This window comes from Bradyrhizobium sp. WCU1 (assembly GCF_053474805.1).
On the sequence record NZ_CM130280.1, the window covers coordinates 3,972,443 to 3,996,425 of the forward strand.

Consider the following 23,983-nt stretch of genomic DNA (forward strand, 5'->3'; position numbering starts at 1 on the left):
GACCATAGGAAAATGCGCTGTTGCGTTGCGCGGCGAGGCGTGGCTAGCATCGCCGATTGGGGCCGAACTTACGAAGCCAAAAAAACAAACGACGGGGAGCCAGACATGACGACACAACCGATGCCCAGGGGGATGGTGAAGAGCACGCCCAAAGGCGCCTGGCAAATCACCTTCCTTCTGTTCCTGTTCATGGTGGTGAACTTTGCGGACAAGATTGTGGTCGGTCTGGCGGGCGTCCCGATCAGGAAGGATCTGGGCCTCACTCCCGAGCAGTTCGGCACCCTCGGATCGTCGTTCTTCTATCTGTTCTCGATCTCGGCGATCGTGATCGGCTTCGTCGCCAACCGGGCGTCGACGCGCTGGATTCTGCTGATCCTGGCGCTGATCTGGGCGGTGACGCAGTTTCCGATGGTCGGGACGGTCGATTTCACGACGCTGATGATCTGCCGCATCATCCTCGGCGCCGGCGAAGGACCGGCGGCGGCGGTTGCCATTCATGCGATTTACAAATGGTTCCCCGACGAGAAGCGCACGTTGCCGACCGCGATCCTGTCGCAGGGTTCGGCGTTCGGCGTGATCCTGACGATGCCCGCGCTGGGCTGGGTCATCAACAGCTACAGTTGGCATCTGGCGTTCGGTGTGCTCGGTGTCGTCAGCCTGCTCTGGGCCGTCGCCTGGTTTGTGTTCGGCAAGGAAGGGCCGTTGGTGTCGACGGCGGCTGTCGTCACCGAAGAGCAACGGATTCCCTACTGGCGGCTTCTGACGTCGCGCACCTTCATCGGCTGCGTGGCGGCGACCTTTGGCGCCTATTGGGCGCTGTCGCTCGGGCTCACCTGGTTCACCTCCTTCATCATCGAGGGACTGGGCTACACCCAGCAGCAGGCCAATTTCATCTCGATCCTGCCATGGGTGTTCGGCGCTGTCGTCGTGATCCTCACCGGCTGGATCTCGCAGCTGATGCTGGCGCGCGGCTTCACCACCCGCGGCGCGCGCGGCGTGCTCGGTTCGGTGCCGCTGATCGTCGGTGGCTGCATTCTGGCCACGCTGCCCCATGTCGCGCCCGGCCCGCTGATGATCGCACTGCTGGTGGTCGGCTCCGGGCTGTGCGGCTCGATCTATGTGGTGTGTCCGGCGATGCTCGGCGAGTTCACCCCGGTATCGCAGCGTGGCGCGATGATCGCGATCTACGGCGCATTGTACACGCTCTCGGGCATTCTGGCGCCGCAGGTGATGGGCAGTGTGATCCAGCATGCCGGAGCCGTGATGGCCGGCTACATGACGGGCTTCACCATCAACGCAGCGATCATGGTGGGGTCGGGCGTGTTCGGGTTGCTGCTGCTGTGGCCGAACACCGAGCGCGCACGGCTGACGGGCACGTCGCAGCCGGCGGGCGCGATCAGGGGCGCGGTGTCGTCGACGTAAGGCAGGCACACGCTTCACCCTCCCCTGCTCTCCAGGGGAGGGTGCATTGCCGCACCTATCTCAGTTCAATCCCTGTGCGCCGCGCACCAGCCTGCCCGGCCGTGCGCCGGTGGCCTTGCCCTCGCGCTGGGTGACGATGCCGGAGACGATGGTGGCGTCGTAGCCGTCGACCTGCTGCAAGAGGCGGCGGCCGCCGACCGGGAGATCGTAATGCACCTTCGGCGGATGCAGATGCAGCCGATCGTAATCGATCACGTTGACGTCCGCCTTGAAGCCGGGCGCGATCACGCCGCGATCGGTGAGGCCGACCGACAGCGCGGTCTTGCGCGACTGCGCTGCGATCACGAACGGGATCGAGAGCTTGTCGCCGCGGCTGCGGTCGCGGGTCCAGTGCGTCAAGAGATAGGTGGGGAAGCTGGCGTCGCAGATGATGCCGCAATGTGCGCCACCGTCGGACAGGCCGGGCACTGCGCTCGGCTCGCGCAGCATCTCGTGCACGGCGTCGAGGTTGCCGTCGGCGTAGTTCAGGAACGGCACATAGAGCATGCCGCGGCCCTCGTCGGTCAGCATCGCATCATAGGCGAGCTCTTCCGGCTGCCGGCCCTGGCGGCGCGCTTGCGGGCCGAGCGCGTTCTCCGGCGGCTGTTCATAGTCCGGCGGATTGCCGAGCAGGTACATCTTGTCGTAGTTCGGCCGGAAGAACAGCGGATCGTCGGTCGCCGTCGCGCTCTCGCTCAGGATCGCGGCGCGTATCTCGGGCCGGCGCAGATGCGTCAGCCGCTCCGCCAGCGGGAGCTTCGCGATCTCGCGATAGCTCGGATGGGTCTGGAACGGGTTGCGCGACAATTCCAGCCCGAGCAACAGCCCGACCGGCCGCGCCGCGATCTGCGTCGTGATCGACAGGCCGCGCGCGGCGGCTTCATTGATGGTGTCCATGGTCTGCCGCCAGCGCCGCGGAGCCTTGTCGGCCTGCGCGACCGAGAACGAGATCGGGCATTTGGTGTTCTCGGCGACCCGCAGCATCATCGGCAGGTCTTCGTGGACGGTGCTCTGGTCGAGCACGAATTGCAGCACGCTGCGGCCGACGCCGTGCATCGCGCCGGCGATCGCGGTCAGTTCGTCCTCGCCCGCCTTCAGCGTCGGCGTGTAGTCGCCGGTCGAGGTGCGGTGATTGAGCGTGCGCGAGGTCGAGAACCCCAGCGCGCCCGATCGCACCGCGTCGCCGGCGAGCGCAGCCATCTGCTTGTTGTCCTCGGGCGTTGCCGGATCGCGGCGTGCGCCGCGTTCGCCCATCACATAGACCCGCAGCGCCGCATGCGGCAGTTGCGCACCGATGTCCATGTCGAAGCTGCGCTTCGACAGCCAGTCCATGTAGTCGGGGAAGCTTTCCCACGCCCAGGGAATGCCGGCGGAAAGCACCGGCTCCGGAATGTCCTCGACGCCCTCCATCAGCTGGATCAGCCGGTTGTGATCGCTCGGCCGGCACGGCGCGAAGCCGACGCCGCAATTGCCCATGATCGCCGTGGTGACGCCGTTCTGCGATGACGGCGTGATGTCCTGGCTCCAGGTCACCTGGCCGTCGTAATGGGTGTGGACGTCGACGAAGCCGGGCGCCACCAGCCTGCCGCGCGCGTCGATCTCTTCCTTGCCCTTGGCGGAGACCTTGCCGACTTCGGCGATCTTGCCGCCGGTGATTGCGACATCGGCTTCATAGAGCTCGCCGCCGTTGCCATCGGCGATGGTGCCGCCGCGGATCACGAGGTCTGGGGTCGAGGTCATGGCGTTTCATCCCGGGGCTGCTTTTTGATTGTCCGGCATCATCGGCGACCCCATCGTGCTGTCAACCAGCGCCGATGAAGCTCTGGAATGCGCTGGCGGCGATTGGATCGCGCGCCACCATGCCGCGGAAATTTGTTCCGCCGAGCGGGCGCGCCCGCGCACCAGGTCCTTCCGGCCGATACTGCCGACGACGCGCTGGTCCTCCTGCGCGAGACAGAAGCGAGACGCCGACCTCAAGCAGATTTTGTCGCGGCGATCGGAATGAACAACGCCGCGCGCCCGTGTAGCACGCCCCTTCGCCCTTGGCTGGCAACCCGGACAAATGCGACTTAAAGCGGTATTTTTGATACATTTTACGGCTATTACACGCTGGGATAACGGCAATATGCCTTGTCATTGTCATGAAACGTTCATAGACCATGAGGGGAACGATATCATTGAATGGACGGCGGCCGGTCGTGACCGATGCAGGGACTGCTATTGCCGTCAGGCATGGCGATCAGGCGGAGTTCGAGCTCAAGCTGCTTGCGCCGCAAGGAAGCCTCGAAAAGCTGCGCGAGGCGCCCTGTATCGTGCAGCATGCGCGCAACCGCGGCGCATATCACCGGCTGGAAACCGTGTATTACGACACGGCGGAGCGCCTGCTGTTTCAGCGGGGCATGTCGCTACGCGTGCGACACAGCGGCAAGAACTTCATCCAGACGCTGAAGCTTCCACCCGATGACGGGCAGCCCCTGAAGCGACGCCAGTGGGAGATGCCGGTTGCCGGCATCACCCCCGACCTCGCGCTGTTCCCCGCCGACGAGGTCGGCGATGTCGTGGCGGCGCTGAGCAACGACGCGCTGGTGCCGGTGTTCGCGACCAAGGTGCGCCGGCACGCGCGACAACTCGATCTGCCCGACGCGTCGGTTGAAGTCGCGTTCGACGAGGGGACGATCGAGGCCGATGCACGCCAGGAGGTGCTGTCGGAAATCGAGATCGAACTGAAGAGCGGCAATGCCGGCGTCCTGTTCGATCTCGGAACGCAGTTGCTCGACGCCGCGCCGTTGCAGATTGGTACGCGCAGCAAGGCGGAACGCGGCTATGCGCTCGCGTTCGATGTCGCGCCATCCGCGGCGAAGGCCGAGTTGTCGGGCATCACCGCGGAGCTTGCGGTCGACGACGTCATCGCGCTGCTGGTAGGGTCCTGCTGGCATCATCTGTTGAAGAATCATGCGGTGGCCGAGCAGGGCTCGGATCCCGAAGGCGTGCACCAGATGCGCGTGGCTTTGCGGCGCTTGCGGACGATCTGCGCGCTGTTCCGACGCGACATTCCATCGCCGGCATTTCTGGCGGTCAACGGCGAAGCCAAATGGCTGATGCGGAAACTCGGCCAGACCCGGGATTGGGACGTCTTCGCCGAAACGACGATCACCCGCCTGGTCAAAGCGGTACCGGATATCGATCTCGGCGGTCTCCGCCAAGCGGTCGAACAGCGCCAGAAGTCGAGCTACGGCGCCTTGCAGGACGTTCTAGCCGATCCCCGTTGCAGCCGCTTCCTGCTCTCGCTGGGGCAGTTGGTGGAGCGCCGCAGCTGGCGCAACGAGATCGACAGCGAAGCGCTGGCGATCCTGTCGCAACCGATGCCGGTGCTTGCCGATCGCATTCTGGAACGCTTGCACCGCAAGACATTGAAGCGTGGTGCGCGGTTCCGGCGGCTCGATATCCATGCGCAGCACAATCTGCGGATCAACCTGAAGAAGTTGCGCTATGCGGCGGAGTTCTTCCTGCCGCTCTATGCAGCCCACGCACCGGCGAAGCGCTACGTGAAGCGGCTCGCCGGGCTGCAGAGCAGTCTGGGCCGGGTGTGCGACATCGGAAGCACGCGCGTGCTGCTCCAAACCATCCGGCAGGACGACCAGCCTGAACTTCATCTCGGCATCGGCGCGATGGCCGGCTGGCTGGCCCGCGATCAGATCGCGATGGCGAAAACGCTGCGCAAGAGCTGGCGGCGGTTCAAGACGGCGCCCGCGTTCTGGGGCCGGTGACGCCGGCGTCCACAGGCGATCCGTGCGGTTGCCCTAACGGGGCTGCGCCTGGATCGTAAACCCGGAGGCCTGCGGCTTGCGCTCGGTGACCAACGCAAGCAGCACGGTCAGCACCATGAAGACCACCGACGCGCCGAACACCCAATGCGGCATGTGCTGGTCCATGATCCAGCCGAACAGCAGCGGGCTGACGATGCCGCCGAAGTTGAAGCCGGTCGAGACGATGCCGAAGGCGCGGCCGGCGGCACCGGGAGGCGCGGCGTTGCGCACCATCATGTCGCGCGACGGTGCGATCACGCCGCCGAGGAATCCGGCGAGCCCGAGCGTAAGCGTCAGCGCCACCGGCGGCAGGCTCACCAGCGTAACCAGCAGCACCAGCACGGCATTGACCGCGAAGCAGGCCGCGGCGAGCTGGCTGTGGCGATGGGTCCAGTCGGCGAGATAGCCGCCGGCGAGCACGCCCGCGGCGCTGGCGCCGAGGAGTGCGGTCAGCGCGATGTTGGCGGTCGAGAACGAGGCGCCGTAGCCGCCCATCAGCGCGACCACGCCGAAATTGTTGATGCCCGAGGTCGACAGGCTCAGCAGCGTGAAGAACGCGGTCAGCACCATCAGCGCCGGCGTGATCACGCTGGCCTTGGCTGCGGTATCGTCCTTTGCCTTGGTCTTGTTGGCGCCGGCATCGGGAATGCCGAGCACGATCAGGAACAGCGCCACCAAAGGTCCCACCGCGCCGGCCACGATCAACGCGCCGTGGCCGCCGATCGAGGCGACGAGAGCTGCGATGATCGCCGGTGCCACCGCGCCGCCGAGGAAGCCGGCAAAGGTATGGATCGAGAAGGCGCGGCCCATCCGCGCCTCATCCATATGGGCCGACAGGATCGCGTAGTCGGCCGGATGATAGACGCTGTTGGCGAGGCCGAGCAGCACGGCACAGACGATCAGCGAGGTGTAGCTGAGATGCAGGCCGAGTCCGATCAGCGCACAGCCGCCGACGGTCAACCCGACCAGCAGGATCTTGCGCGCGCCGATATGGTCGGCAAGGTAACCGATCGGCGCCTGGGTCAGGCCCGACACCACCGCGAACACCGTCAGCGCGAAACCGAGCTCGACATAGCCGACGCCGAGCTGCTGCTTCAGGAATGGGAACAGCATCGGCAGCACGAAGATATGGAAATGGCTGACCCAATGGGCGACCGAAATCCCGGTCAGGGTGCGCAGCGCGCTGTCGGTTCTCGCTTGCTGCGGTGCGGCCAGAATGTCGACCATTGCTGAGACAACCCCATCTTCCAGCGCGTTTTCAAGCGAAGTGGATACCGGTTCGCGTGAAGAAAACGCGTCAAATGAAAGTAATGCCCGGCAGGGCCGCCAGAAAATAGAGGCTGGCCGCTAATTGTCCATGAACGCAGGTGCATGGCTGCCCCCGGCGCGGGCGTGCCGGATCGACACATGCGGCATTAAAGGCGGCGACAAAGTGCGGGGCTGCGGTGATGATCGGCCATGATCGACGCCAAGAAGCCGCTCCGGGTGCTTGTGTCAGAGGGCTCCAGCACCTCCGGCCGGGAGGCGATCACGATCCTGGGGTTGGCCGGCCATCACGTCGAGGTCTGCGATCCCTCACGCTGGTGCCTGGCCCGCTATTCCCGCTTTGTCCGCAAGTACCACCATTGTCCGCCGCTGCGGTCGGATCCGGCCGGCTACCTGCGCTTCGTCGAGCAGCTGTTGGCGTCGCAGCATTTTGACGTGCTGCTGCCGACCCATGAGCAAGGCTTCCTGTTCGCCCGCGCCGCGGCGCGGCTGACCTCGCGCACTGGTCTGGCGCTGCCGGATTTCGCCTCCTATCGCGCCGTGCACAGCAAGGCCGGCTTCAGCCGGCTGCTCGACCAACTCGGCCAGCCGCAGCCGCCGACCCGGATCGTGACCTCGGCCGAGGAGCTGCGCGACGGCCTGCAGTTTCCGTCCGTGGTCAAGACGTCGGTCGGCACCGCGAGCCGCGGCATCTGGTTCGTGCGCGACGCCGGCGATCTCAATCGCGCGCTCTACGATCTCGAATCGTCAGGCGATTTTGCCGGCGAGGTGCTGGCGCAGGATCTCATCACCGGTACGGTCGCGAAGGCGCAGTCGGTGTTCTGCCGCGGCACGCTGGTCGGCTTCCATGCCTACCGGCAGATCGCAGCCGGGGTCGGCGGCGGCGAGGCGATCAAGGAGAGCGTAAGCCGGCCGGCGATCCGCGCCAATCTCGAGACCATCGGTGCGCATCTTCGCTGGCACGGCGCGCTCTCGGTCGACGTCATCATGCCGCTCGACAGCGCAACCCCGCTGTTGATCGACTGCAATCCGCGGCTGGTCGAGCCGATGAACGCCTACCAGTCCGGCACTGATCTGGTCGATCTCTTGCTGCGGGTCTCGCGCGGCGAGACCCCGGCGCCGCTGGGGGAGAGCCGCGCCGGTGTGCGGACGCACCTTGCGATGCAGGCGCTGCTCGGCAGCGCCTCGCGCGACGGCACGCGGCGCGACCTGATCCGGGAATGCGGCCGGATCGCTGCGGGTGAAGGCCTCTATCGGGGCAGCGCCGAGGAATTGACGCCGGTCCGGCTCGATTGGCTCAGCGCCGTGCCGCTCGGGATGACGGCCGCGCTGCTGCTGGCCTCGCCGCCGATCGCCGCATCGCTGGCGCGCGGGGGGTTCGGCGCGCACCTGCTCGATCGCGGGAGCATCAGGACAATCGAGGGGGAGGATTTCTTGCACGATCCCTCAACACGTCGTCCCGGCGAAAGCCGGGACCCATAACCACGAACGGTCCTTGGTGAGTGACGGTGGAACAACGAGTCCCATTCCCAACATCCGCCGCGGAGTATGGGTCCCGGCTTTCGCCGGGACGCCGTGGGGATGGATCGTTCATCGCTCACAACGGCTCGTCATCATTGCCGTAGCGGTCGAGCTTCGGCGTGGCGATGTCGCCATCCTCGTAATCGTCGTCCTGAGACGCCGCTGGCGGCGGCGGCTTCTTTGGCTTGTCGTCGGGCTTGTCGCGAGCCGTGGCGCCGCCCTTGCTTGTCTTTCCTGCCTTGGCCATGCGTTTCCTCTGCACGGGTCAAATCATCTGCCGGAATTCTACTCAGTTCCCTGGCGCTTGTAACGTGAGGAGATGGCGCGGCCGGTCACACTCCGCCGCGCCAGTCAGGCTCTAGAAGGTCGCGCCGGCCTTGACCATGTAGGTGCGGCCGGGCAGCGGATAGGCCGAGAAGCGGCCGGCCGTGAACGAGCTCGCGATGGCGTAGTCGTAGTACAGCGCGTTGAACAGGTTGTTGACGCTGAGCGACCAGAAGAAGCGGTCGACTTGTCCGCTCAGCTTCAGATCGGCGGTGGCGTTGCCGGGGATCCGGCTCTGGGTGTTGGCCTGATCGTTGTCCATGATGCGCGAGCTCCAGGCCCGCACCGTGGCGTCGAACACCAGATAGTTCTGCCAGATATTCCAGGTCAGGCCGATGTTGCCGGTGTAGCGGGAGACCAGCGGCACGTCGTTGCCGGCCCACATGCCGTCGCGGAACACGGCACGGGTGATCGCCATGCCGCCGCGCAGCGTGACGCTGTCGCTGACCTTGAGCGATGCGCTGGTCTCGGAGCCATAGCGCCGCGTGGGGTCGAGGTTGACGTTGTAGAACAGCACCGGGTTGAAATGGATCTCGTTCTCGAGGTCCATCAGATAGACGCTGGTCTGCACCTGAAACAGGTTGGTCTTGACCCGGAAGCCGCCCTCGACGTCCTCTGACGTCTGGGTCTTGAGCTGGAAGTTCTGCGGCAACGGGTTGAAGAACGCGTCGAAGCCCGGGCCTGACAAAACGCGCTCATCGACATCGGGCGTGCGGAAGGCACGCGCGGCGCGGCCGAACACCGAGAAGGTGTCGGTGAAGCGATGCTCGATGCCGACATGTGCAGCGTACTGCGTCTCGTTGCTGCCGAGCGGGGAGGCCTGCGTGTCGAACGCGAACGGCGCGTTCGGGTCGTAGCGGTCGCGCGCCGAGACGTTGGTATTCTGCACGCGCGCGCCGTAGGAGAAATCGGTCGTCGGCAACAGACCCAGCGTATGCTGCCAGTAACCGGCGACGGTCTGCTGCTCGATGTTGTAGATGTGGAAGGGGTCGACGCCCTGATAGGCGCCGCGCGCCTCGCGGAACGTCGAATCGTAATAGTCGATGCCGGTCAGGATCGTCGACGGCATTCCGAACGCGACGTTCTTGATGCTGAGCCGCGGTGTCAGCGACCAGGTCTGCAGCGCCGCATCGTTGTAGGTCGAGGCGAAGCTGATGGTCGGCACTGTGCCGAAGAAGCCGCTTTGCGTCTCACGCTGCCGCCAGCCGCCGTCGACGATGAGGTCGACGCCGTTGGTCAATGTTTTGGTAAAGCCGGCCGTGACGCTTGCCGTCTGCTGGTTGGCGTAGTCGAACGGCGTCGCCGCGCCGCGGCGATCGGTGAGCAGCTGGTTGACGCCGATCGACGGATCGACCAGCCGTCCGCCGGGCAGGCCGAGCTTCTGGTCGCTGCCGGTGACGGTCAGGAAGGCGATTAGATCCGACGTGGTGTAGTTGACGCTGCCGACCGCGTTGCGCTGGTCGAGCGCATTGTTGACGCGGTAGCCGTCGGACTTGATGCCATTGCCGTAGAACGAGGTCGACCAGGGTCCGGAATTGAGCGCCGCGGACACGGCCGCCATCCGGCTATTGAAGGAACCGAACCCGCCCTCGGCCCTGATCGTGGCGGGTGGACCGCCAGCGCCGGTCTTGGTGATGATGTTGACCACGCCGCCCACCGCGTTGTCGCCATAGAGCACCGCGCCGCTGTTGCCTCTGACGATCTCGATCCGCGCGATCGAATCGAGCGGGATCGTGGTGAGGTCGAAGCCGGCCTTGTCGACGTCGTTGAGGCGGCGGCCGTTGAGCAGGAACAGGGTGTTGTCGGAGGCGAACGCGCCGAAGCCGCGCAGGTCGACCGAGGTCTTGGCGCCGTTCGGTCCTCCATAGGGCGTTTGCAACTGCACGCCCGGCACCTGCGCGAGAATCTCGGGCAGCGACTGCACCGGCGAATGCGCGATGTCGTCGGCCGTGATCACGGTCGAGGAGGAGCCGACAATACCGGCGAACTGGCGGCCGCCACCGGCGTCGCCCGTTCCGGTGACTACACCGGTCCCGGTCGCGCCCGATCCGCTTCCGCTGCCCGCGTTGTTGCTCTGCGTGGTGCCCGGCGCCGGGCGGCGCGGTGCCGGTGTTTGGTCGGCCGCCGGCTTGGCGCGCGTGACATTCTGGTCGCCCGGCTTGGTGACTTCGATCGCGGGCAGCTGATCGGGAGCGGGCGCCTGCTGCGCCCGCGCGGCTGAGATGATGATTGACGGCACGATCATCGTCGACGCGAGCAGAAGCGCGCGGCGCCGACGGGCAGGGTAGCAGAACATAGGCGAGACCTCGGTAACGTCAGTGGCACGTCACCGCGAACCAGTCTCACCATGTGCTTGCCGCATCAGGTGAAGCTCATGCCTGTACTCCCCGACCGGCATCCTCGCGTGTGACCACGGCTGACGGCAGGTCTCCTGGCTCGCGGGTCGTTACCCTTCGTCGCCTTCCCAGGACCGAGACTCCCAGTGGCATCTGACGAAGGATTCACCGCATACAGTTGCGGGGGCAGCCGCGGCCTTGGGGAGGTTTCCCCGCACCGCATTCCCTTTTCATCTCATCAAAGAACCGTCATGTTCATCTAGGGTTCGGCCGCGCAGCAAAGTCAATCCGGCGGCGGTCGGGCGATCGCCGCACGGCCACGGTTTTTGTCGAGTGTCGCTTGTCTGCCACGGCGATCGCTGTAAGAGCATGGATCCAATGAGCGTGCAGGAGTTTGCCTTGGCGGCCGAGGTCGCGGCGCGGCGCCGGTGGGGTGCCACCGCGGCGCTGCTCGCGCTCGTGGCGCTGCTGCTGGTGATCTCGCTCGGCATCGGGCCGGTGCGGTTGTCGCCGCTTGCGGTGATCGAGGCGCTGTTCGGCGGCGGCAGCGACGTGGCGCAGGTGATCGTGCGCGAGATCCGCCTGCCGCGCACCATCCTTGCATTCGCGATCGGCGGCATTCTCGGGCTGTCAGGCGCGGCGCTGCAGGGCCTGCTGCGCAATCCGCTGGCCTCGCCATCGCTGTTCGGCGCGCCGCAATCCGCGGCATTCGGCGCGGTGTTGGTGATCGCGCTGGGGCTTGCCGATGTACGCTCGTATGCACTGCCGGTGGTGGCGATCATCGCCGCCTTCGGCTCGGTGTTCGCGCTGCTCGCGATCGCCGGCCGCAATGCCGGGCTGCTGATCCTGATCCTCGCGGGGCTCGCGATCTCGAGCTTTGCGGGAGCCGCGACCGCCCTGGTGATGAACCTCTCCAGCAATCCGTTCGTGGTGCTGGAGATCGCGTTCTGGCTGCTCGGCTCGCTGGAGGACCGCAGCTTCCAGCACGTGGCGCTGGCGCTGCCCTTCATCGTCGCGGGTGCCGCCATCCTGCTGAGCCAGGCGAACGCCTTCCGCACGCTGACGCTCGGCGAGGAGGCCGCACAGAGCCTCGGCGTCGATGTCGCCCGGCTGCGGCTCCTTGTGATCACAGGCGTTGCGCTCGGCGTCGGCGGCGCGGTTGCCGTGACCGGCACGATCGGTTTCATTGGGCTCGTCGCCCCGCATCTGATGCGACCGCTGATCGGCCACGATCCGGCGCGGCTTCTGGTGCCGAGCGCGCTTACCGGCTCGGCCCTGCTGCTCGCCGCCGATATCGCGGTGCGCATCATCCCGTCGACCTCGGACATCAAGGTCGGCGTGCTGACCTCGATCATCGGCGTGCCGTTCTTCCTCTATTTGATCATGCGCGAACGCCGCGCGCTCGGTGGGGGCGTGGCATGACATTGCTTACCACCAGTGGTCTCTATGCGTCGCTCGGCCGTCGCGAGGTGCTGCATGATATTTCGTTGTCGCTGGCCCCGGGTCATCTGGTCGCGCTGGTCGGGCCGAACGGCGCCGGCAAGACCACGCTGCTGCGCGCGCTGGCCGGGCTGATCCCGTCGAACGGTGAGATCCGGATCGGCGACGATGCGCTGGCGTTGCTGCCTCTGCGCGAGCGCGCCAAGCGCTTCGCCTATCTGCCGCAAGGGCACATGGTGCATTGGCCGCTGCCGGCGCGGGACATCGTCGCGCTCGGCCGCTATCCGCATGGCGCCACCGACCCGGGACGGCTGTCGCCGAGGGATGTGGAAGCCGTGCTGCGAGCGATGCAGGCGGTCGACGTCGTCGAATTCAGTGATCGCCGCGTCACCGAGCTGTCCGGCGGCGAGCGCAGCCGCGTAGCGCTGGCTAGGGTGCTCGCGGTCGAGGCGCCGGTGATCCTCGCCGACGAGCCGACCGCATCGCTCGATCCGCGCCACCAGATCGACGTGATGCAGAAGCTGCGCAATGTCGCCGACACCGGCGTGCTGGTCATCGTGGTGACGCATGATCTCGGGCTCGCCGCGCGCTTCGCCGATCATGTGTTGGTGCTGTCGGAGGGACGGCTGGCGGCGCAGGGCACGCCTGATGAGGCATTGTCGGAGAGCGTCCTCGCCAGCGTGTTCCGGGTCAGCGCCTATCGCGCCGAATTTCGGCGCGAGACAGTGATCGTGCCGTGGGCGGACGTGTGATGATCCGGCATTGCCACGAACTCGGTGCACCTCTCCCGCTTGCGGGGGAGGTCGCATCGCATCAGGGATGCGATGCGGGTGCGGGCTCTCTCCACAATGCGATTCGCGGAGAGAACCCCCACCCCAGCCCTCCCCCGCAAGCGGGAGAGGGGGCGCAGTTTCGGCGCGGCCGGCATCTCGCTTCGTTTCACCTTGCGCTGGTGTTCGCGTTTCTGACATGGATCATGTCGTGTAATGCCGCGTCCGCCGCCGGACCACGCATCGTCTCGATGAACGTCTGCAGCGACCAGCTGGTGCTGTCGCTGGCCGATCCGGATCAGATCCTCGGTCTCAGCCGCTTCTCGCGCGACGCCTGGCAATCCTGGACCGCCGGAAAGGCGCGCAACTATCCGCGCCTGTCCGGCGGGGCCGAGGACGTTCTGCTGCTCAAGCCCGATCTCGTCGTCGTCAGCCTGTTCGACAAGCGCGCGACTCGCGACTTGCTCAAGGCCCACGGGTTGTCTTTGGTCGAATTCACCGTGCCGCGCACGCTGGACGAGGTGAAGGACCAGATCCGGGCGATGGGCGACGTGCTGCAGCATCCGCAGCGCGCGCAAGCCGATATCGCGCGGCTCGACGCGGCCGTCGCGCAGGTGCGGGCGGTCGCGAGCGCGCATCACTATCGCGTGCTGCCGCTGGAGCGGCGCGGCTTCGTCGCGGGCGACAGTAGCCTGATCAGCTCGTTGCTGGCGGCAACCGGCCTGACCAATGCCGCAGGCGAGCTCGGGCTTGGTGCCGGCGGCTTCGCTTCGCTGGAGGCGATCGTGCAACTACGGCCGGATTTCATCCTGGTGTCGGAGGCCGGGAATCACGCCGAGGACGAGGGCCGCGCCTTCCTGTTGCATCCGGCGCTGGAGCGCTTCTATCCGGAGGGCAAGCGCATCGTGTTGCCCGAGCGGCTCACGGTATGCGGCGGCGTGATGCTGGCCGATGCGCTGGATCGGCTGACGGAAGAGCTCAAGCGGGTGACGCGGTAGAGCGGTCCCGTCATCCCCGCGCAAAGGCTTCGCCTTTGTCGCTGGAGGTGCGAGCTCTTGCGAGCCTCGAAGGATGCGCGGCCCGGACATTTCCACATGTGCAGAGAGCGGGACCGTCGCCCTTCGAGGCTCGCCGAAGAGGCGAATACCTCAGTGACGGTGATATTCATGTGTGCGCGCGGTTAGGCGCCTATCCCATCACCACCGGGCCGCCGGCCTTCTTCCAGGCGTCGATGCCGCCCTCGATATGGGCGGTGTTGGTCAGTCCGGCTTTCTTGGCGGCGGCGACCGCCATTGCGGAGCGCTCGCCGAAGGCGCAGAAGAACACGACGCGGCGGCCGGTCGCGGCGGCGACTTCGCGCAGCATGCCTCCCGGCTGCAAGGTGGCGCAAATCCCGGGATACGGCGCATGCAGCGCGCCCGCCAGCGTGCCGTGCTTGGCGCGCTCGGCGCTCTCGCGCAGATCGACCAGCAGCACGTCGGGCCGGCCGAGGCTTGCGATGGCGTCGCGCGTGTTCAGCGAGAGGCCTTCCTTGGCAAGTTCGTCCTGGTGCAGGCCGACATGCATGTTAGCGGGCACCACGACATCCATCAGCTTCGGGCTCGGCAGATTGAGGTTGTTCATCAGCTCGACATAGTCGTCGATCGATTTCACCTGCAGCCGCGGATTGTAGCGCTTCTCCTCGCCGATGGTGGAGACGGTGTCGCCCTTGTAGTCATGCGCGGGAAACACCATCGTCTCCTCGGGCAGCTTGAGCAGGCGGTTGAAGATCGAATCGTATTGCGCCCGCGCGCTGCCGTTCTGGAAATCGGTGCGACCGGTGCCGCGGATCAACAGCGTGTCGCCGGTGAAGACGCGGTCGCCCATCAGATAGCTATAGGAATCGTCGGTGTGGCCGGGCGTGTACATCGCCTCGAGGCAGAGGCCCTCGATCGTCACCCTGTCGCCGTCGGAGACGCGCATCGAGACCACGTCGGCCTTGCTCTGCTCGCCCATGATGGTGATGCACTGGGTGCGATCGCGCAGTTCGCCGAGGCCGGTGACGTGATCGGCATGCAGATGGGTGTCGACGGCTTTCACCAGCCGGAGGTCGAGTTCTTGCAGCAGCTTGCAGTAGCGGTCGGCCTTTTCCAGCACCGGATCGAGGATCAGCGCCTCGCCGCCGGCGCGGCTCGCGAGCAGATAGCTGTAGGTGCCGGACACGCTGTCGAACAGCTGACGAAAGATCATGGCGGCTTACCTATTCTTCGATTCAAGTCATTAGAAGCATATTATTCCATAAATATGGTTGATTCAAAGCAAATACATCCCCGCGGCGCCCGGCCCGCACCCCTAGATCCAGCGTCATCCTGGGCAGCGCGTCGCGCGTCTTGAAGGGGCGACAACCCGGCTCTTTCCGATGACGGGTATTCGCTTTGGGGGATTCCTACGGCCGCACCAGCGTGTAGCCGTTCTCGGTCAACAGCAGGATCTGTGCGACACCAACCTGCACCGGCGTGGCGGCGGCGATGTAGTCCGGCCGCTTGCCGGTGTCGCGCTCGATGGTGTCGACGGTGTTGAGGCAGATGTCGATCCGCGCGCCCTGCGCGACCAGGCTCTCGACCAGCTTGCGATTGGCGTTATCGGGCCTCAGCAGCTCGATGCCCGGGCCGAAGGCGACGATCTCGACCGCGACCTTGTCGGGGTCGTAGTGCTTCATCAGATTGCTGGCGACGCTGAGGACGAGGCCCTGCTTTCTCGGATCGTTGTCGGACAGCTGCAGCACGACCTTGTGCTCGGCGAACGGCTTGTCCTGCAACGGCGCGAGCTGGGCGCGGGCGAGCGGCATCGCCAGCACGATCAGAGCACAGCCGAACGCCGCGATCAGCGCGCGCCGCGTCATCCGTGCCTCGCAATGCCCAAATTGCCCTCGACGCCTTTCAACGTCACGCCGGGTTCTTCGCGGTTCGGCGGCCGGCCGGCGCGTAGATGCCTGGCGACGACATCCCAGATCGGCGCGCCGTTCTGCTGGTTGACGGAAGCCCAGCCCGCGACCTTGTAATGCTTGCCGGCTTCGAGATGCTTGCCGTTGCCGAGCTTCAGCTCGGAGATGCGCTTGCCGACGCTCTCGGTGGGCGTGCAGGTGTAGGCGAGGCCGCCGACGCGCACCATGTCGCCGCCCTGCTGATAATAGGGATCGGCGTTGAACAGATTGTCGCAGACGTCTTCCAGCACATCCTTGATCTGGCTGCCGGTCATCGTCGCGAGGTAGGTCTCGGGATAGGTGATCGCGGTCTCCGACAGCACGTCCTCCATGGTGATCGGCTGGCCGGCGAGCGTGGTGAGGCCCCAGCGGAAGCCCGGCGACAGCGCGATCTCGGCGTTGAGCTCGTTCAGCAGCGCGTCGCAGATCAATTGGTCGACGGTGCCGGAGAAATTACCGCGGCGGTAAAGCAGGCGGTCGGCGGTGCCGAGCTTGTCGCTCCATTCGTCGGCATGCGGATCGCGCATCTTGTCGATCAGTGCCTGCATTGCGGGATCGGGCTTCAACAGCTCGGCGAACACCGGCAGCAGGCGGTAGCGGAGATTGGCGACCTTGCCCTTGGCGAGGTCGAGATCGAGCACGCCGATGAACTTGCCGTTGGAGCCGGCATTGGTGACCAGCGTGACGCCGCCGGCATTGGTCACCGTGATCGGGATCGGGATCGCGTCATGGGTGTGGCCGCCGAGGATGACGTCGATGCCGGTGACGCGGCTGGCGAGCTTGAGGTCGACATCCATGCCGTTATGCGACAGCAGGATCACCGCCTCGACCTTGTCGTTGTTGCGATGGCCGTCGACCAGCTTCTGCAATTCGTCGTCGCGGATGCCGAATGTCCAGTCCGGCGTGAAGCGCTTGGGATGCGCGATCGGCACATAGGGGAAGGCCTGGCCGATGATCGCGACGCGATGGCCGCCGATCTCCTTGATAACAGACGGCTTGAACACCCGCCCCGAGGCGGGATCGAACGCCTTGGCGTCGTTGAACGCGGCTTCCTCGGTCAGGAATACGTTCTGCGCCAGGAACTCGCCCTTGAAGCGGGAGAGATTGTCGCGCAGCACCTGCTCGCCATAGGTGAATTCCCAATGCCCGGTCATCGCCTCGATGCCGAGCAGGTTGGCGGCCTCCACCATGTCGGCGCCGTTCATGGCGTTGGCAAGCCCGGTGCCCTGCCAGAGGTCGCCGCCGTCGAGCAGGATCGAGCGCTTCTCGCCGACATCGGCGCGCAACTTGTCGATCAGCGTCTTCAGATGGGCAAAGCCGCCGAGCCGGCCGAAGCGTCCGGCGGCCTTCTCGAACTCGACACAGGTGAAGGCATAGGCGTCGGCGCTATCGGGCCGGATGCCGAAGCGGTCGAGGAATGCCTTGCCGACCAGATGCGGCGGCTGGCCGGCCATCGCGCCGACGCCGAGATTGACGCTGGATTCACGGAAGAACACCGGCTTCAGCTGCGCATGGGTGTCGGTCAAATGCAGGATGCGGGCGTTGCCGAAGCGTTCGAGGTCGTAGACGCTCGCGGTATCGGCGCCGCGGGCAAGGCGGGGCAGGCCGGCCACAAGCGTCGCGGCGGCCGAAGTCTTTAGGAAATCCCGGCGGCGGATGATCATCGCTCTCTCCGCGCGGCCCGTGGCCTGCGCGCCTTTAACGAACTTCCATGTCCTTCCAGCGTTCCTTTTCGCTGGTCGCCTGGAAAATCGATGCCTTTGCCAGCGCCTCGGCCTCCTTGGCCTGGGCGACTGCGGTGTCGAAATCACCAGCCTCGCCGGCCTTTTTTGCGGCGGCGAGCGTCGAAGCTGTCGTGGTCCACTGGTTGCGCAGAGAGCCGGCTTCCTTGTTGGCGGCTTCAGCCGCGGCATAGGCCGCCTTGTAATCGGCCTCGGAGGCGGCAAGGGCGCTGCTCCCGGCTGTGGTCAGCAGGGCCGATGCGGCGAAGATGGCTCGCATGACCGTCCTCATGGCCGTGCTCCCGGCCCCGAAATCGGCAGCCCGTTGCTGACATAGGACAAATAATATTCGAGGTTGCGGTATTCGTCGTCCTGCGGATCGAGCGGCACGCCGCGGATCTGGCTGTTGCAGGTGGTGAAGCGGCGGCTGGTGGTGCCCATGCCCGACCATTCCGAGCGGTAGATCGGCATCGCGTTCAAGATGCCGAGCGCCGGCGCCAGCACCTCGGCGCGGATCCGTTCGCCCGGGCTCTGGATGTGGCAGGTGGCGCAGGAGAAATTGAGCTGGCCGCGGCGGGTATAGAAATATTCCTTGCCCTTCTGGTAGGCCTGAAGCGCGCGCGGATCGTTCGGGATCTTGATGTCCATCGGCTTGCCGCGCGAGGTGAAGGCCATGTAGGCGGTGAGCGCCGCCATGTCGTCCTTCACATAGGAGAACGGCGCCTCGCCATTGGCCTCGCGGCAGCGGTTGAGCGCGAGCTCGAGCGTGACGACCTTGCCTTCCTTCTCGTCGAAATAGGGATAGGTCTGGCGGATGCCGATGCCCTTGTTCGGGAAGCAGTCGGCGTAGGTCTTGCCGTTCTTGAAGGGCGTCGAGAACATCTCCTTGCCGGCTTCGAGCGAGAACTCGTAGGGCGGAAACTGCTCCTTCTCTTCCCATTGCTTGTGCAGGTCCTCGTTCATCGAATAGGGACCGTTGACGAAATCCTCGAGCTTCAGCTTGGGGAATTTGGTGGTAAAGAATTTCTGGAACGCGGCCTTGTCGGCGGTGGGATCGACGCTGTCGGCCGCGCGTGCCGGCGCGAGCGCCAGCACGCCGAGCGTGAGCGCGGCGAACGCGGCGCGGATTACGAGGCGCCGCGTCATTGAATCTTCGCCGTGGTGGCGTCGGTCGCACCCTTGTTGTCGACCCAGCTGACCTTGAGTTCGCCGTCCTTCTTGCCGCCCTTGAAGGCGAACTTGACATAGGGGTCCTTGGACACGCCGCCGCCCCAGTCGGCGACGAACACCGGCTTGCCGTCATATTCGAAAGTCAGCACCTGGATGAAATGCGGCGGGATGATCTCGCCCTTGGCGTCCTTGACGAAGCCGGAATCCATCGGATGCTGGATCAGCGCCTGCACCTCGGTGGTGTCGCCGTTCGAGGTGGCGCGCACGCGAATGCTCGATGCCATCGGTTTGCTTCCTTGTTGTTTAGCGTGCGATCAGCCGCCGCAGCCGCCGACGGTGACCTTGATTTCCTTGGTCGCGCTGTAGAGCTTGCCGTCGGCCTCGACCAGCACCACGACGTTGCTGGTCTTGGCCATCTTGATGCGGTTGCCGACGCTCGGCAGCGTGCCGTCCGGAATCTTGTAGGATGCGACCAGCGAGATCGGGTTCTCGCTCACCAGGAACGAGATCGAGGTGACGCCTGATAGCGTCGTGGTGGCCGAGATCGGTACCACTGCGCCGTTCTCGGCGATCTCCGGCGCGTCCATCTTGACCTTGTCCGAAGGCTCGGCGGTCTTGCCGTAGAGCGCCTTGATCGCGTCCGCCACGGTCTTCTGCTTGAACGCATCTTCCGGATATTTGTCGTTGGCGGCGGCGAGCGCCCGCGGCACGTCGAACGGGATCACCCCGAGGCCGACCAGTGCGGCGACGCCCGCGCCCTTCAGCAGCAGGCGGCGCGCTTCGGAATATTCGTTGGTCGCAATGTTCATCGAAATCTCCTCAAGCGGTCGCGGCGTCACAGGGTCTGCAGGAAGTCCACCACCGCGTCGATTTCCTTCTCGCTCAAAATTCGGTTGCGGCCGAACGGCGGCATCACGGTCTGCGGGTTGCGCTTGGTCTCATCGGTGACGATCGCGATCAGCTCGTCGCGGCTGTATTTCGCCTTGAGGCCAGTCAGCTCGGGGCCGATCGTGCCGGGCAGCTCGCCGCCCTTGATGACATGACAGGTCAGGCAATTGCCCTTGCCGCGGTCGAAGGCGAGCTTTTGGCCTTCGGCGGCGGATTGGGCTTGCGCGGACGCAGCCATAGCAGTGCCGGCCAGCAGCGCCAGAACGAAGGCTGGCTTGGAGAAAGTGGCGATCAAGGACGTTTCCCGGGCTTCAATCTCGATGATCCCATCGCAATATAAAGAGTGGAAAGCACAAAGGCCATCGGCTGGCAATCTGGAGAATAGGCGCGTTGCGACGGGGTTAATGACAGCGTGGTGGTCCGGAACTGGAGTGGTCCCCTGAGCCTTCCACCTGCCATGTTGGTGCGGTTGAGTGCGGTTGAGGCGTAAGGAGAGCGCGGTGGCGGAGTTCGTGGTGGAGTTCGGCAAAGACGGGCGGCCGGTCGAAGCGGATGGGCGGCTCGATGCGGCGGCCTTCCACCGCAACCATCAGCCGATCTGGGCGGTGCTGAAGGATTTCCTCGCCGGCCAATCCGGTGACGTGCTGGAGGCCGGCAGCGGCACCGGCCAGCATGTCGTCTATTTCGCCGGCCGGACGCCCGACATCACCTGGTGGCCGAGCGACCTCCATGCCGCGCATCTGCGCAGCATCGCGGCCTGGCGCGTCCACGCCGGGCTCGCCAACATCCGGCCGCCGCAGCCGATCGATTTGTCCGATCCGGCCTGGTCGCCGGCGCCGTCAGACGGCAAAGGTCCGGACAAGCTGCTCGCGATCTTCTGCGCCAACGTGATCCACATCGCGCCGTGGCGCGTCGCCGAAGGCCTGTTCGCCGGCGCCGCGCGGCACCTGCGCGCCGACGGCCGGCTGTTCCTCTATGGCCCGTTCAAGCGCGGCGGCAAGCACACAGCGCTCAGCAATGCCGTGTTCGACACCTCGCTGCGCGAGCGCGACGCCGAGTGGGGTGTGCGCGACATCGCCGACGTCGAGGCGCTTGCGGAGCAAGTCGGGCTGAAGCTTGGCGGCAGCTTCGAGATGCCGGCCAACAATTTGATCCTGATGTTCGTGCGGAAGGATGCCGCTCAAGCGTAGGATGGGTAGAGCGAAGCGAAACCCATCATGCTTGATTGAGGCGCCGATTGATGGGTTTCGCTACGCTCTACCCATCCTACAGGTCGGGCGATTTCCGGCTCAATCGTAAGCCAAGCACCATCCATCTCCACGCAGCCAGCAACCGTCGTCGGGGACGTCGGCATTGCGGTACAGTCGCGTCACCTTCTGCCAGCCGCCGCGGGTGAAGGCTTCGGCCAAGGCTTTTTCCGATCGTTCGTCACGACCGCCATCGCAGGGAATGATCGCGACCGGCGATATCCAGGCGGCCTGATAGCCTGCGCCTTCGCGTCGGACCCGGAACACGGCGCCGGATCGCGCCACCTGTTCCGGCGCGCCACCCTTGAAGCCCTCATCCGATGTCAGCGGCAGGATCAGGCGGCCTCCCTCGGCGAGGCCGTCGAGCCAGCGCGCGGCGGGCCGGGTGCAGCCGGCATTGACGTAGATCACGTCGGCCGGCCCGAACTCCACCTGCGTGCCGTCGCCCGCGATGATCGCGACATTCTCGTAAGGAGCGAGATTGGCGCTGGCGCGCGCTGCAAGCTCCGGGTCATATTCAATGCCGGTGACGCGGCCGGATGGTCCGACCAGATGCGCGAGCAGAGCTGTGTAGTATCCGGTGCCCGTGCCGACATGCACCACATGCTCGCCGGCCGCTGGCGCGGCCTGGTGCATGAGATAGGCATGCAGCGACGGCTGGCCGTTGTTGAGGCGACGCTCGGGCAGCAACGCGACCAGATCGTTGGTATAGAGATAGACCGGGTCGGCATCGGGCGTCGGCATGTAGTTGCCGTTCCACCACCGCAGCATCAGCCAAGGTCCCGGGCCGACGAAGTCCTCGCGCGGGATGGCGGCAAAGGCCGCGGTCAGCCGCGCATCGGCGACGTTGGCGGCGGCCAGGATCTGCTTGGCATAGGCTCCGCGGACGATGCGGAGTTCGGCTTGCGGGTCCATCACGGCGCTCCCTTTGCCTTCATGTGTCATTTGACACACCAAGGTGTGTGAAATAGCATACTTAAACGACGGAGGCCAGAATGAAGAGGCGGCTTTATCCGGCTGTGCTGGAGCGCGGTCCGCGCGGCGCGTTCGGGGCATGGTTTCCCGATTTTCCCGGCTGCGTCGCCGGCGGCAAGTCGCAGGAGGAGGCGATCGAGCGCGCCGAGCATGCGCTGGCGCAGACGGTGGACGGCTGGGCCGAGCAGGGCCGCGCGCTGCCGGAGCCGACGCCGATCGAGCGGATCGTGCCGCCCAAGGGCTCCGATGTCGCCGCCTTCTTCATGGTCGGCGTCGATCCGCCCGATCCGTCCGAGCGGGTGAATGTCTATCTGCCGAAAAGCCTGATCACGCGGATCGACAAGCACGCGGCCTCGATTGGCATGAGCCGCTCAAGTTTCTTCGGCTTCGCTGCCTCGCTGGCGCTGGAATGGGCGCCCGGCATCGCGAAAGCAACCTTCGTCGAGCCACGCTCCAAGGTGCACAAGACCGGCGCGCTGCGCGCCGAGAAGCGGCCGGGCAAGAAGCCTGTGCGATAGGCAACGCGCGTTGGAATACACTTGACGTCGTCCTGGCTTTCGCCAGGACGACGTCGGAGAGTATTCGACCAGGCCATCGCGCGTGCGCCTCCCGCATGGCCTGCGCCCGTTTGCGCCGGTTGATCGGCCCGTACCCGCTCTCCATAGTGCCGGCGATTGGAGGCTCCCGCCGGGGCTTCGATGCGGGAATGCCGATGATCGACGTGACAGCAGCGGATGAGACCAGCGATGACGCGCGGGCGCGCGGCAATGTCTGGCGGCTTGCGGCGGCGCAGGCGCTGACCGGCGCCAACTCGGCGGTGATCTTCGCCACCGGCTCGATCGTCGGCGCGACGCTGGCGCCGAGCGTCTCGCTCGCCACCGTGCCGCTCTCGATGTATGTGCTCGGCCTGGCCGCCGGCACGCTGCCGACCGGCGCGATCTCGCGCGCCTATGGACGGCGCACAGCCTTCATCGTCGGCACCTTCTGCGGCACGCTCACCGGCGCGCTCGGCGCCTTCGCGATCCTGCACTCCTCGTTCTGGCTGTTCTGCGGCGCGACCTTCCTCGGCGGGCTCTACGGCGCCGTCGCTCAGTCCTATCGCTTCGCGGCGGCCGACGGCGCCAGCGTCGCGTTCCGGCCCAAGGCGGTGTCGTGGGTGATGGCCGGCGGCGTGTTCGCCGGCGTGCTCGGGCCGCAGCTCGTGCAATGGACCATGGACATCTGGCCGCCCTATCTGTTCGCGTTCTCCTTCGTGATGCAGGCACTGGTCGCGCTGGTGGCGATGGCGGTGCTGTCGGGGGTCGACGCGCCGAAGCCCGCGGCCGCGGATCTGCATGGCGGCCGTCCGCTGCTCGAGATCGCCAAACAGCCGCGTTTCATCGCCGCCGCGCTGTGCGGCGTGATCGCCTATCCGATGATGAACCTGGTGATGACCTCGGCGCCGCTCGCCATGAAGATGTGCGGGCTCACGGTCAGCGATTCCAATTTCGGCATCCAGTGGCACATCGTGGCGATGTACGGCCCGAGCTTCTTCACCGGCTCGCTGATCGCGCGGTTCGGCGCGCCTCGCATCGTCGCGCTCGGGCTGGCGCTGGAGGCGGTGGCCGCGATGATCGGGTTGTCGGGTATCACGGCGCCGCACTTCTGGGCGACGCTGTTCGTGCTCGGCGTCGGCTGGAATTTTGCTTTCGTCGGCGCCTCCGCGCTGGTGCTGGAAACGCATCGCCCGCAGGAGCGCAACAAGGTGCAGGCGTTCAACGATTTCCTCGTCTTCGGCATGATGGCGATCGGCTCGTTCTCATCCGGCCAGCTGCTGGCGCATTACGGCTGGAACGCAGTCAACTGGGTGGTGTTTCCGCCTGTTCTGCTCGGCCTTGCCGTGCTGTCGCTCGCCTCGTTCGCCAGGCGGCGGGCGAAATTGCGCGCGTTGGAAGAAATCCCGGATCCAAGCATCTGAAGCTTTCCAAGCATGATCCTTCAAAAGGCCGCTTCGCGCTTTTTCGGATCATGCTCCTGCCAGCTGCTGACACTTCGATCCGTTTCGAAGTGACCGGCTTGCGCGGCTCCTTACATCGTGAGAACGGATAATCCGGTCC

At 65.8% G+C, this 23,983-nt stretch carries 23 protein-coding genes and 1 riboswitch; of the genes, 10 read left to right on the plus strand and 13 right to left on the minus strand.

The window, feature by feature from the left end; all coding sequences use genetic code 11:
• Positions 1-105: 105 nt before the first annotated feature.
• Positions 106-1,422: an MFS transporter gene (locus ACTUWL_RS18405; protein ID WP_021080831.1), complete on the plus strand. Its 1,317-nt coding sequence runs from the start codon at positions 106-108 to the stop codon at positions 1,420-1,422.
• Between the two features lie 60 nt (positions 1,423-1,482).
• Here ACTUWL_RS18405 and ACTUWL_RS18410 read toward each other — a convergent pair whose 3' ends face one another.
• A complete protein-coding gene (locus ACTUWL_RS18410) occupies positions 1,483-3,201 on the minus strand; it encodes an N-acyl-D-amino-acid deacylase family protein (protein ID WP_021080832.1) in 1,719 nt (572 codons plus the stop codon).
• A gap of 28 nt (positions 3,202-3,229) precedes the next feature.
• On the opposite strand from ACTUWL_RS18410, the gene ACTUWL_RS18415 reads away from it, so the two are divergent.
• Complete coding sequence (locus ACTUWL_RS18415; RefSeq protein WP_035652554.1) at positions 3,230-3,466, plus strand: hypothetical protein; 237 nt, start codon at positions 3,230-3,232, stop codon at positions 3,464-3,466.
• Positions 3,467-3,659: 193 nt separating this feature from the next.
• Entirely contained in the window at positions 3,660-5,228 is a 1,569-nt protein-coding gene (locus ACTUWL_RS18420; RefSeq protein WP_158267738.1) for a CYTH and CHAD domain-containing protein, read from the plus strand.
• Between the two features lie 33 nt (positions 5,229-5,261).
• Here ACTUWL_RS18420 and ACTUWL_RS18425 read toward each other — a convergent pair whose 3' ends face one another.
• Positions 5,262-6,494 carry an MFS transporter gene (locus ACTUWL_RS18425; protein WP_021080834.1) on the minus strand — a complete coding sequence of 411 codons (1,233 nt, stop codon included), beginning with the start codon at positions 6,492-6,494 and terminating at the stop codon, positions 5,262-5,264.
• Between the two features lie 231 nt (positions 6,495-6,725).
• On the opposite strand from ACTUWL_RS18425, the gene ACTUWL_RS18430 reads away from it, so the two are divergent.
• The gene (locus ACTUWL_RS18430; RefSeq protein WP_021080835.1) at positions 6,726-8,015 is read left to right on the plus strand and encodes a xanthine phosphoribosyltransferase; all 1,290 of its coding nucleotides are present in this window, start codon (positions 6,726-6,728) and stop codon (positions 8,013-8,015) included.
• Between the two features lie 115 nt (positions 8,016-8,130).
• Here the strand turns inward: ACTUWL_RS18430 and ACTUWL_RS18435 are convergent, their stop codons facing one another.
• Together ACTUWL_RS18435 and ACTUWL_RS18440 are read right to left on the minus strand one after the other, a co-directional pair.
• Positions 8,131-8,301 carry a hypothetical protein gene (locus ACTUWL_RS18435; protein WP_021080836.1) on the minus strand — a complete coding sequence of 57 codons (171 nt, stop codon included), beginning with the start codon at positions 8,299-8,301 and terminating at the stop codon, positions 8,131-8,133.
• 111 nt (positions 8,302-8,412) lie between these two features.
• Complete coding sequence (locus ACTUWL_RS18440) at positions 8,413-10,623, minus strand: TonB-dependent receptor (protein WP_291738653.1); 2,211 nt, start codon at positions 10,621-10,623, stop codon at positions 8,413-8,415.
• 159 nt (positions 10,624-10,782) lie between these two features.
• A riboswitch (cobalamin riboswitch) is annotated at positions 10,783-10,980 on the minus strand.
• A gap of 112 nt (positions 10,981-11,092) precedes the next feature.
• Here ACTUWL_RS18440 and ACTUWL_RS18445 point away from each other — a divergent pair.
• From ACTUWL_RS18445 to ACTUWL_RS18455, 3 genes are all read left to right on the plus strand, one after another.
• A complete protein-coding gene (locus ACTUWL_RS18445) occupies positions 11,093-12,136 on the plus strand; it encodes a FecCD family ABC transporter permease (RefSeq protein WP_021080838.1) in 1,044 nt (347 codons plus the stop codon).
• Positions 12,133-12,906, plus strand: a complete 774-nt coding sequence (locus tag ACTUWL_RS18450) for an ABC transporter ATP-binding protein (protein WP_021080839.1) — start codon at positions 12,133-12,135, stop codon at positions 12,904-12,906. The genes ACTUWL_RS18445 and ACTUWL_RS18450 overlap by 4 nt, the downstream gene beginning before the upstream one ends.
• Before the next feature lie 224 nt (positions 12,907-13,130).
• Positions 13,131-13,922: an ABC transporter substrate-binding protein gene (locus ACTUWL_RS18455; protein WP_199196574.1), complete on the plus strand. Its 792-nt coding sequence runs from the start codon at positions 13,131-13,133 to the stop codon at positions 13,920-13,922.
• Between the two features lie 190 nt (positions 13,923-14,112).
• Here ACTUWL_RS18455 and ACTUWL_RS18460 read toward each other — a convergent pair whose 3' ends face one another.
• From ACTUWL_RS18460 to soxX, 8 genes are all read right to left on the minus strand, one after another.
• A complete protein-coding gene (locus ACTUWL_RS18460; protein WP_021080841.1) occupies positions 14,113-15,153 on the minus strand; it encodes an MBL fold metallo-hydrolase in 1,041 nt (346 codons plus the stop codon).
• Positions 15,154-15,349: 196 nt separating this feature from the next.
• Positions 15,350-15,805, minus strand: a complete 456-nt coding sequence (locus ACTUWL_RS18465) for a DsrE family protein (protein WP_021080842.1) — start codon at positions 15,803-15,805, stop codon at positions 15,350-15,352.
• On the minus strand, positions 15,802-17,550 hold the full coding sequence (gene soxB, locus ACTUWL_RS18470; RefSeq protein ID WP_021080843.1) for a thiosulfohydrolase SoxB: 1,749 nt from the start codon (positions 17,548-17,550) through the stop codon (positions 15,802-15,804). Before soxB ends, ACTUWL_RS18465 begins: the two co-directional genes overlap by 4 nt.
• Before the next feature lie 34 nt (positions 17,551-17,584).
• Entirely contained in the window at positions 17,585-17,887 is a 303-nt protein-coding gene (locus tag ACTUWL_RS18475) for a hypothetical protein (protein ID WP_106940014.1), read from the minus strand.
• An 8-nt stretch (positions 17,888-17,895) separates the two neighbouring features.
• Positions 17,896-18,753 carry a sulfur oxidation c-type cytochrome SoxA gene (gene soxA, locus ACTUWL_RS18480; protein WP_021080845.1) on the minus strand — a complete coding sequence of 286 codons (858 nt, stop codon included), beginning with the start codon at positions 18,751-18,753 and terminating at the stop codon, positions 17,896-17,898.
• Positions 18,750-19,061, minus strand: a complete 312-nt coding sequence (soxZ, locus tag ACTUWL_RS18485) for a thiosulfate oxidation carrier complex protein SoxZ (RefSeq protein WP_021080846.1) — start codon at positions 19,059-19,061, stop codon at positions 18,750-18,752. Before soxZ ends, soxA begins: the two co-directional genes overlap by 4 nt.
• Positions 19,062-19,091: 30 nt before the next feature.
• A complete protein-coding gene (gene soxY, locus ACTUWL_RS18490; protein WP_021080847.1) occupies positions 19,092-19,586 on the minus strand; it encodes a thiosulfate oxidation carrier protein SoxY in 495 nt (164 codons plus the stop codon).
• A gap of 26 nt (positions 19,587-19,612) precedes the next feature.
• A complete protein-coding gene (gene soxX / locus ACTUWL_RS18495) occupies positions 19,613-19,903 on the minus strand; it encodes a sulfur oxidation c-type cytochrome SoxX (protein ID WP_106940015.1) in 291 nt (96 codons plus the stop codon).
• Between the two features lie 262 nt (positions 19,904-20,165).
• Here soxX and ACTUWL_RS18500 point away from each other — a divergent pair, with 262 nt between their 5' ends.
• Positions 20,166-20,855 carry a DUF938 domain-containing protein gene (locus ACTUWL_RS18500; protein ID WP_021080849.1) on the plus strand — a complete coding sequence of 230 codons (690 nt, stop codon included), beginning with the start codon at positions 20,166-20,168 and terminating at the stop codon, positions 20,853-20,855.
• Between the two features lie 99 nt (positions 20,856-20,954).
• Here ACTUWL_RS18500 and ACTUWL_RS18505 read toward each other — a convergent pair whose 3' ends face one another.
• Positions 20,955-21,827 (minus strand): protein-L-isoaspartate O-methyltransferase family protein, encoded by an 873-nt coding sequence (locus tag ACTUWL_RS18505; protein ID WP_021080850.1) that lies wholly within the window; start codon positions 21,825-21,827, stop codon positions 20,955-20,957.
• A gap of 80 nt (positions 21,828-21,907) precedes the next feature.
• Here ACTUWL_RS18505 and ACTUWL_RS18510 point away from each other — a divergent pair, with 80 nt between their 5' ends.
• Positions 21,908-22,405: a type II toxin-antitoxin system HicB family antitoxin gene (locus ACTUWL_RS18510; protein WP_021080851.1), complete on the plus strand. Its 498-nt coding sequence runs from the start codon at positions 21,908-21,910 to the stop codon at positions 22,403-22,405.
• A 194-nt stretch (positions 22,406-22,599) separates the two neighbouring features.
• On the plus strand, positions 22,600-23,844 hold the full coding sequence (locus ACTUWL_RS18515; RefSeq protein WP_021080852.1) for an MFS transporter: 1,245 nt from the start codon (positions 22,600-22,602) through the stop codon (positions 23,842-23,844).
• The last annotated feature ends 139 nt before the right edge of the window (positions 23,845-23,983 follow it).